Source organism: Oscillospiraceae bacterium, assembly GCA_034925865.1.
Classification (GTDB): Bacteria; Bacillota; Clostridia; order Oscillospirales; family SIG627; genus SIG704.
This window is the reverse complement of record JAYFRN010000006.1, coordinates 320704-328500: the sequence shown is the minus strand read 5'-3', so window position 1 is coordinate 328500 and position 7797 is coordinate 320704. Positions and strand designations below refer to the sequence as shown.

At 46.9% G+C, this 7797-nt stretch carries 8 protein-coding genes and 1 tRNA gene; all 9 read right to left on the bottom strand.

The features are described from left to right. Positions 1 to 506: 506 nt before the first annotated feature. Positions 507 to 1277 carry a tryptophan synthase subunit alpha gene (trpA, locus tag VB118_03925; GenBank protein ID MEA4831750.1) on the bottom strand — a complete coding sequence of 257 codons (771 nt, stop codon included), beginning with the start codon at positions 1275 to 1277 and terminating at the stop codon, positions 507 to 509. Then, entirely contained in the window at positions 1270 to 2460 is a 1191-nt protein-coding gene (gene trpB / locus VB118_03920; GenBank protein ID MEA4831749.1) for a tryptophan synthase subunit beta, read from the bottom strand. The genes trpA and trpB overlap by 8 nt, the downstream gene beginning before the upstream one ends. A gap of 2 nt (positions 2461 to 2462) precedes the next feature. Further along, on the bottom strand, positions 2463 to 3065 hold the full coding sequence (locus VB118_03915; GenBank protein ID MEA4831748.1) for a phosphoribosylanthranilate isomerase: 603 nt from the start codon (positions 3063 to 3065) through the stop codon (positions 2463 to 2465). Further along, positions 3062 to 3844, bottom strand: a complete 783-nt coding sequence (trpC, locus tag VB118_03910; GenBank protein ID MEA4831747.1) for an indole-3-glycerol phosphate synthase TrpC — start codon at positions 3842 to 3844, stop codon at positions 3062 to 3064. Before trpC ends, VB118_03915 begins: the two co-directional genes overlap by 4 nt. After that, positions 3841 to 4872, bottom strand: a complete 1032-nt coding sequence (gene trpD, locus VB118_03905) for an anthranilate phosphoribosyltransferase (GenBank protein MEA4831746.1) — start codon at positions 4870 to 4872, stop codon at positions 3841 to 3843. Before trpD ends, trpC begins: the two co-directional genes overlap by 4 nt. Positions 4873 to 4875: 3 nt before the next feature. Next, positions 4876 to 5445 (bottom strand): aminodeoxychorismate/anthranilate synthase component II, encoded by a 570-nt coding sequence (locus tag VB118_03900; GenBank protein MEA4831745.1) that lies wholly within the window; start codon positions 5443 to 5445, stop codon positions 4876 to 4878. Beyond that, positions 5442 to 6920 carry an anthranilate synthase component I gene (gene trpE, locus VB118_03895; GenBank protein MEA4831744.1) on the bottom strand — a complete coding sequence of 493 codons (1479 nt, stop codon included), beginning with the start codon at positions 6918 to 6920 and terminating at the stop codon, positions 5442 to 5444. Before trpE ends, VB118_03900 begins: the two co-directional genes overlap by 4 nt. Before the next feature lie 107 nt (positions 6921 to 7027). Beyond that, on the bottom strand, positions 7028 to 7246 hold the full coding sequence (locus VB118_03890; protein MEA4831743.1) for a hypothetical protein: 219 nt from the start codon (positions 7244 to 7246) through the stop codon (positions 7028 to 7030). 305 nt (positions 7247 to 7551) lie between these two features. Then, a tRNA-Glu gene (locus tag VB118_03885) sits at positions 7552 to 7626 on the bottom strand. Between the last annotated feature and the right edge of the window lie 171 nt (positions 7627 to 7797).

Genomic DNA, 7797 nt, shown 5'->3' with positions numbered 1-7797 from the left:
GCTGTATTTATACATCTCGTCGCCCCCAAGTGCAAGCTTTTTAACATGTTTCGGCCATTTTCCTTGCACTTATTATACCATAATTCTTGCGATTTGTCTTGCCTTGCTGTATATTTTCTTTTGTTCAGCGGGCATTATGTAGACTATGCGATCGTATTATCCCACAATGCAGTTTTTCGCTTATTTTTTAGATGACCAGAATTCTTACACTTCCGCCGTAGACAAATCGTAGTACATCGCACGGCTTTCAGTATCGTACCCTCTTACGACTTTATATTGATGCTGCTTCTTGTCCCATATTACTGTTATATGGTTCACATCATGTGACAACACAAATTAATAAATAAAATACTGCTGATGAATTGACTCTTTGATTCCACGCCAATTGGCTAACATATGTTTTGCTGCGTCAGGAATGCAAATTTTTATCTTTCAGAGGAATGCCCGCCGAAGCGTTTTTCGCATATACAGTACACTTGATTATGTGCTATACTGAGAGAAAAATTTTACCTCAGAGCATCTTTCATCGATTTTACATACTCGCCTATATACTTCGGCGCACCTTTACCGTGCTTTTCGAGCAGTTTGATAATAGCTGATCCAACGATCGCGCCATCGGAAATATCTGCCATTTCCTTTGCTTGTTCTGGTGTAGAAATACCAAAACCGATAGCACAAGGAATATCGGTATTCTGCCGCACTACCTTGACGATTGAGCCAAGGTCAGTCTTAATCTCGCTTCTCATGCCGGTCACACCAAGGCTGGATACAATATAAAGAAAGCCTTCCGCTTCCTTTGCAATCATTGCAATGCGATTCTCCGATGTGGGTGCAATGAGAGATACAAGATCAACGCCGTACTTATGGCAGATTGGCAGGAACTCGTCTTTTTCCTCAAATGGCAGGTCGGGCAGGATAAGCCCGTCAATCTCAATATCCTTACAGGCAGAAATAAAGCGTTTTGCACCGTAGGCGAATATCACATTGGCGTAAGTCATAAACACCATCGGTACCTTTACATCACGGCGAAGCTCTTTTACAAATGCGAAAATCTTGTCGGTCGTGACGCCGCCCTTCAGTGCGCGATAATTTGCGCCTTGGATTACAGGCCCCTCCGCGGTGGGATCAGAGAAGGGGATGCCCAGCTCAATAAGGTCGGCTCCGTTTTCCACGGCAGCGAGAACAGCGGCAGCGGTGGTTTCAATATCGGGATCTCCGCAGGTAATAAAGACGACAAACGCCTTTCCCTTTTCAAATGCCTTTCTGATGTTACTCATGGATATCCTCCCCTCTGTAGCGGGCAATGGCTGCACAGTCCTTGTCTCCTCTGCCGGAAACAGTGATGACGATAATCTGCTCCCTGCTCATTGCAGGCGCCAGCTTCATTGCGTGTGCGACCGCATGAGCCGATTCAATGGCAGGTATGATGCCCTCGGTCTTTGCCAAATACTCAAAAGCACATACGGCTTTATCATCGGTTATGGGAACATATTCGGCTCTGCCAATATCGTGCAGATAAGCATGTTCGGGACCGACACCGGGATAATCAAGACCTGCGGAAATAGAGTAAACAGGAGCGATCTGACCGTATTCATCCTGACAGAAATAGGACTTCATCCCGTGGAAGATTCCGACCCTGCCTGTGTTTACGGTAGCGGCTGTCTCAAAGGTATCAATGCCCCTGCCTGCCGATTCACAGCCAATCAACCGAACATCCGCGTCTTCAATAAAATGATAGAAGCTGCCGATGGCATTAGAGCCGCCGCCCACACAGGCGATAACCGCGTCAGGCAGTCTGCCTTCCTTTTGAAGAATTTGTTCCTTAATCTCTTTGGAGATAACTGCCTGGAAATCGCGGACGATAGTCGGGAACGGATGCGGTCCCATAACTGAACCGAGGCAATAATGCGTGTCGCTGATTCTGGTAGTCCATTCACGCATTGCTTCGGATACGGCGTCTTTGAGCGTTGCCGTTCCTGTCTTTACGGGAATAACCTCTGCGCCCAGCAGACGCATACGATATACGTTGAGAGCCTGGCGTATGGTGTCTTTTTCGCCCATAAACACCACACATTCCATACCCATAAGGGCAGCGGCGGTTGCCGTAGCGACTCCATGCTGACCGGCTCCGGTTTCTGCAATAAGTCGGGTTTTGCCCATCTTTTTTGCAAGCAGTGCCTGACCGAGCACATTGTTGATCTTATGCGCGCCCGTATGATTCAGGTCCTCGCGCTTAAGATATATTTTCGCGCCGCCGAGGTCTTGCGTCATTTTATCGGCAAAATACAGTCTTGAGGGTCTGCCTGCGTATTCATTAAAAAGTTCGGCAAGTTCTCTAATAAAATCGGGGTCGTTTTTATAGTGATTATACGCTCCTTCCAGCTCTATAACCACATTCATCAGCGTTTCGGGGACATACTGTCCCCCGTGAATGCCGAAGCGTCCGATTGAATTTCTCATATTCATACTTCCTTTTTAACGGCGGCAACAAATTCCGCCATTTTACACTTATCTTTAAGGCCGTCTGTTTCAATTCCTGTGCTGACGTCGACCGCAAAAGGATGGAGTACTGTTACCGCCTCCTCCACATTGTCGGGCGAAAACCCTCCGGCGAGAAAATACGGTCTCCTAATGTTCTGTATCAGTTTCCAATCAAATACTGTTCCAGTCCCTGCGCCGGAATCCAACAGTATATAGTCGGAAGCGCTCTTTTCCGCATCCGCTATATCACTCGCTGTTTCTATGCGAAAAGCCTTTATTATCGGCTTATCGGTCAAATTTCGTAGTTGCTCAATGTATTCTTTGTTTTCTCTGCCGTGAAGCTGAGCAATATCAATGGTGCCCATATTTAAGAGTTCAGCAACCGTTTCGGCGGCTTCATCTGCAAATACGCCGACAGCGGTGATTTGGGAGTCAAGCGCCTGTTTCAAAATTTGCGCCTTTTCGGGAGTGACATACCGCCTGCTTTTCGGCGCAAACACAAATCCGATATACTCAGGTTTCAACTCATTAGCCGCTTTTATATCGCAAAGACGGGAAAGACCGCAAAGCTTTATCCTTGTCATGTCACTCCTCGCAATTCATCGAGCTTTGCTTTTTTGTCCGTTGCCCTCATCAGGGTTTCGCCAATCAGAACAGCATCCGCTCCGATGTCACGGAGCTTCGCCACATCTTCTGCGCTGCTTACACCGCTTTCGGAAACAAACAGAACATCACGGGGTACCAGTTTCCGAAATCTGCGGCTGTTGTCGGTATCCACGGAGAAATCTTTGAGGTTTCGGTTGTTGACACCGATAATGCGCGCACCGGCATTCAGCGCCATTTGAATTTCGCTTTCATCGTGCGCCTCTACCAATGCAGACAGCCCTAGTTCGTTGCAAACGCCAATGTATTCCTTGATTTTTTCTTCGCTCAGGATAGAGCAGATAAGCAATGCCGCCGATGCGCCCAGCAGCTTTGCCTCGTATATCATATACTCATCCACTACAAAGTCCTTTCGCAGACACGGAACGGAAATAGTGTTTGCTATTGCTCTCAGATATTCGTTATCGCCCAAGAACCATTTCGGCTCGGTCAACACGGAAATACAATCGGCGCCTGCCGCCTCATATTCCTTCGCAATCTGCAAATATGGAAAATCTGGAACTATCAGTCCTTTTGAAGGGGAGGCCTTCTTGCACTCACAGATAAAGGACATCCACGGCTTTTTTAGTTTGTTCTCAAAGGCGAAGGCGCCTTTGGGAAGCCGCAGGGCTTGCCGTTTGATTTCTTCCGGCGATAATAACGCTTTCGCCTGCTCGGTACGCTCACGGGCGTAATTGGTAAGCTGGTCAAGAATTGTCATGCCTCTTCCTCCGGACGGTTGCTGACTTCGATGAGTTTGCGGAGAGTTTCAAGCGCCTTGCCCGTATCAATGAGTTCTGCGGCAAGTACGATACCTTCTTTCATGTTGTCAGCTTTACCGCCGATATAGAGCGCCACGCCTGCGTTCATCAATATGGCATTTCTCTTATGACCCTTTTCGCCATTTAAAATGGCAAGGGTGGTTTTTGCGTTTTCTTCGGGAGTGCCGCCCTTCAAGTCGTCCTTCATACAGCGTGCAAATCCGAATTCTTCCGGAGTAATGACAGAGGATTTAAACCAACCGTCACGAATCTCACATATTGTAGTCGGCGCGCTCATGGATATCTCATCCAGCTTGTCCTGACCGTAAACGACCATTCCCCGTTTGATGCCAAGGTTTATCAGTACCTGCGCCAACGGCTCCACAAGATACTCATCATACACGCCGAGAAGCTGCATAGACGGCGTACCTGGGTTCGTAAGAGGTCCGAGAATGTTAAATACGGTTCTGAAACCAAGCTCCTTGCGGATAGCGCCCACATACCTCATAGAGGAGTGGTATTTTTGCGCGAAGAAGAAGCACATACCGACCTCGCGCAGAAGCTCAATACATTTCTCGGGACTTTGATGAATGTTTACGCCCAGGGCTTCAAGACAATCTGCCGTTCCGCACAGGGAGGACGCGGCTCTGTTGCCGTGCTTCGCGACTTTGATGCCACCCGCTGCCGCAACAAAGGCGGCTGTGGTGGAGATATTAAAGCTGTGCGCGTTGTCACCGCCGGTGCCGACAATGTCAAAAAGCTCCATATCTGTTTCAATCTTTGTCGCATGCTCTCTCATAGCAACCGCGCAGCCGGCAATCTCATCCGTTGTCTCTGTTCGGGCGCTCTTTGTAGAAAGAGCGGCAAGAAAAGCGGCATTCTGTGTTGCTGTTGTTTGACCGCTCATGATTTCGTTCATAACGGTGTATGCTTCATCAAAGGTGAGATCTTCTTTATTTACGATCTTTACGATTGCTTCCTTGATCATACCTCATAGCTCCTTTATAAAATTTTTAAGCATCTGCCTTCCGTCCGGCGTCATAATGGATTCAGGATGGAACTGTACGCCATAGATGGGATACTTGCTGTGCTGTACCGCCATTATCTCCCCGTCAGTGGTAAGTGCGGTTGTTTTTAGTTCGTCGGGAATCGTGGCGGCGTCTGCTGCAAGGGAGTGATAGCGGGCCACAAGGGCTGTTTCCGGGCATCCCTTGAAAAGCGGACAGGCTGTGTCGAATTTCACAGCCGACTGCTTGCCGTGCATCAGCTTTTTTGCGTATGTGATGGTTGCGCCGAACGCGGCGCATATTGCTTGATGGCCGAGACACACGCCAAGAATGGGAATATCCTTGCCCAGCGACCGTACAGTCTCAATAATAACACCGGCGTCTTCGGGTCTTCCGGGACCGGGAGAAAGAATGATGCCTTCAGGATTCAGGTTTCTTATTTCTTCTGTCGTCATTTCATCATTGCGGATGACCTTGATATCGGGTTCAATCTCTCCGACGAGCTGATAAAGGTTATAAGAAAAACTGTCGTAGTTATCAATAAGTAGGATCATAATTCCGCCTCCTGCGCACGTTCCAACGCTTCAAGAGAAGATCTCGCTTTGTTCAGGCATTCTTCGTATTCCTTTTCCGGAACAGAATCTGCCACAATACCGGCTCCGCTTCTTACAAACACCTTGCCGTTTTTCTTGTAAACAATGCGGATTGCTATGCATGTATCCATATTTCCGGTGAAATCGATATACCCGATGGCGCCGCCGTAGATACCGCGCTTGTTGTTTTCAAGCTCTCCGATAAGCTGACAGGCGCGAATCTTTGGCGCGCCTGAAAGTGTTCCTGCGGGCAGCACCGCTTCAATGGCGTCCAGGGCATCCTGTTTGTCCGTTATCTCCCCCCGCACCGTGGAGCCGATGTGCATGATATGGGAGAAGCGTTCGATGGTATGGAGTTTTTCGACCTGTACCGTTCCGAATTTGCTGATCTTACCGAGGTCATTACGCCCTAAATCAACCAGCATATTGTGTTCAGCAAGCTCCTTTTCGTCGGCAAGCAGCTCTGCTTCTAACAATTTGTCTTCTTCATCAGTTTTACCTCGCGGTCTTGATCCGGCAAGAGGGAAGGTGTGCAGCACTCCGTTTTCCAGCTTAATCAGAGTTTCCGGGGAAGCGCCCACAACCTCTACCTCCGTTCCTGAAAAATAGAACATATACGGCGATGGATTGATTGTACGAAGTACGCGATAAGTGTTCAGCAGACTGCCTTCAAATGGAGCTGACAAACGGTTGGACAGCACAATCTGGAAAATATCGCCCTCACGGATATAGTGCTTTGCTTTCTCTACCATGCCACAGAACTGTTTTTCGTCAAACAGCGCCGTAACCTCTCCGAAAAGCTTTCCGCCGGGTTCATTCTTCTTTTCTCCGTGTCGAAGCAAATCTACCAGTTGTTTCAGTTCCCAAACCGCTTTATTATAATTCGATTCGAGATCATTGAGCTTCATATTGACAATCAATATGATTCTCTGACGAATATTGTCAAACGCAATCACCTTATCAAACAGCATCAAATCAACATCTTTGAATGCCTCTGTGTCTTCTGCGTTTGTTCTTACGCTCGGCTCACTGTATTCGAGATAATCATATGAAAAGTAGCCAACCAAGCCGCCGGTAAAAGGAGGCAGATAGTCAAAACGAGGGCTTCTGTATTCGGATAACACCTTGCGTAAATAGTCCGTTGGATTGCCCATCACATATTTCAGCTTGCCGGCATCTAAGACACCACCAATTGTTCCACCAATGCAAGTGATTTCCATTTTCGGATCAAATCCAAGGAAAGTATATCGACCCCATGTTTCATCTGCCTTTGCAGATTCCAGCATATAGCAGTGCTTAGATACATTTTTCAGTATCTTCATTGTTTCAATCGGTGTTATGAAGTCCGATAGTATCTCGCAGCTCACAGGAATCACATCATATTTTTCAGTAGCCGCAATTTTTTCCACTTCACTAAAAACAGGTGAAATTTTCATATTTGTTTTCCTCCAAATAAAAATACTCCTTTGACAATCTGCCAAAGGAGTAAAAACAAAAAACTCCTTGACAGAATGATACAATCTGTCAAGGACGAATAATGTACTCATATTGAAAGTACGACACTATTCGCGGTGCCACCTTGATTCACGGCATAAGCCGTGCACTTATCAGGATACCAACATATCCCCGGCAAATGACGTCTGCCTACAACGTCGCAGAATACTATGTGAATAATCACATTTGACTGCGCCCTCAGCGGTCCATTTGACAACTTGTTTCTTGCCTGATTCTCAGCATCGCAGGCTCTCTGTAAAGGCATCATTGCCGTTATCTCCGCTTCAACGGTTTAATATATTAAATTTGATATGTATTATAGCATATATTTTTTTTTATGTCAAGACATCTAGCCAATTTTTAAAATTCACATTTTTTGGAAGCAATGTAAGCGTTGGTACAGCGCATCAAAATCGTTTATAACTGCATTGGCGAGTTCACGCCGCCAGCAACCGTAACCACACAGGAGCAAGAAAAATCGGCATAGCCGATACATACATACCAACTATGCCGATATTTTTCCGGGATTATAAATCCCTAAGACGCACCCCCAAAAGAAGTGCTTTTTTGATATGGTGACCCGTAGGAGAATCGAACTCCTGAATCCGCCTTGAGAGGGCGGTGTCTTAGCCGCTTGACCAACGGGCCTTTTTGAGCGCGATTTATTATAACAGAGTTAAAAAGCTTTGTCAAGGCTTTTTTATACGAGTTTTCGCCGTTGTGCTTGTGGTGAATGTATTATTAACGCGGTAAGTAAAAAATTGCCGCTTCCAAAGAGAAAAAGCCCTGTCATATGGGCTTTTCCCTCTTAAAATATTA

Coding starts and splice junctions, on each gene's coding strand:
- trpA (MEA4831750.1), bottom strand. CDS start 1,277: ATGAGTAACATCAGAAAGGCATTTGAAAAGGGAAAGGCGTTTGTCGTC.
- trpB (MEA4831749.1), bottom strand. CDS start 2,460: ATGAGAAATTCAATCGGACGCTTCGGCATTCACGGGGGACAGTATGTC.
- VB118_03915 (MEA4831748.1), bottom strand. CDS start 3,065: ATGACAAGGATAAAGCTTTGCGGTCTTTCCCGTCTTTGCGATATAAAA.
- trpC (MEA4831747.1), bottom strand. CDS start 3,844: ATGACAATTCTTGACCAGCTTACCAATTACGCCCGTGAGCGTACCGAG.
- trpD (MEA4831746.1), bottom strand. CDS start 4,872: ATGATCAAGGAAGCAATCGTAAAGATCGTAAATAAAGAAGATCTCACC.
- VB118_03900 (MEA4831745.1), bottom strand. CDS start 5,445: ATGATCCTACTTATTGATAACTACGACAGTTTTTCTTATAACCTTTAT.
- trpE (MEA4831744.1), bottom strand. CDS start 6,920: ATGAAAATTTCACCTGTTTTTAGTGAAGTGGAAAAAATTGCGGCTACT.
- VB118_03890 (MEA4831743.1), bottom strand. CDS start 7,246: ATGATGCCTTTACAGAGAGCCTGCGATGCTGAGAATCAGGCAAGAAAC.